Origin of the sequence: Mesorhizobium sp. M7A.F.Ca.US.014.04.1.1 (genome assembly GCF_003998745.1) — a bacterium.
GTDB classification, from domain to species: domain Bacteria; phylum Pseudomonadota; class Alphaproteobacteria; order Rhizobiales; family Rhizobiaceae; genus Mesorhizobium; species Mesorhizobium ciceri.
The window spans coordinates 1-521 of sequence record NZ_RZRW01001409.1; the positions used below are offsets into that span (position 1 = coordinate 1).

2 protein-coding genes are annotated in these 521 nt (G+C 56.4%); one reads left to right on the forward strand and one right to left on the reverse strand.

Annotated elements, in window-relative coordinates; genetic code table 11:
* Positions 1-229: type VI secretion system ImpA family N-terminal domain-containing protein (locus tag EOA22_RS36825; RefSeq protein ID WP_206521588.1), on the reverse strand; the 229-nt coding region annotated here is incomplete at its 3' end.
* 111 nt (positions 230-340) lie between these two features.
* On the opposite strand from EOA22_RS36825, the gene EOA22_RS38440 reads away from it, so the two are divergent.
* A partial coding sequence (locus tag EOA22_RS38440; protein WP_206521589.1) for a hypothetical protein occupies positions 341-521 on the forward strand: 181 nt, incomplete at its 3' end.

Sequence of the window (521 nt, forward strand, 5' to 3'; positions counted from 1 at the left end):
GGCGCAAGTCCCTGCCATGCGCGCGCAATTCCTCCGCCTTTGCGAGCACAGCGGGCCAGTCGACTGGAATCGTGCTTTGCGAGCCGGCCTTATTGTTGCCGTCGTGGACGACCTTGAGTTGGGCTTCGGTCAGGCGCTCCAACTCATGGAAAGCCGGGTCGTTGCGCAAATCTTCCCCGGACGGATTCTCACCGTCTAGCGAAGAAAGCCAGAGTGCGAGATCAATCACACCAACCCCCAGCGAAGGCCCTCAAACCTTATGTGACCTTACGTTATCACACCGGTGCACTTTACCACAATTCAACGAGTGCTCCAAAATTAACAGAAGCTGAACACCGCCATGAGTACCGAACTCCGTGGCGCAATTGTCAATCCGTATGAGAAATGCATTGCGCAGGGCGCGCAATTCCGCTGTTGTTTGCAGCCGGTGGTGCAAGACTTCCACAATACGAGGAAGCTGGCTGAACCAGGCATTGAGGCCTCGTCCACAACGCACTTTGTCACGTGGCGGCATCTGTGGC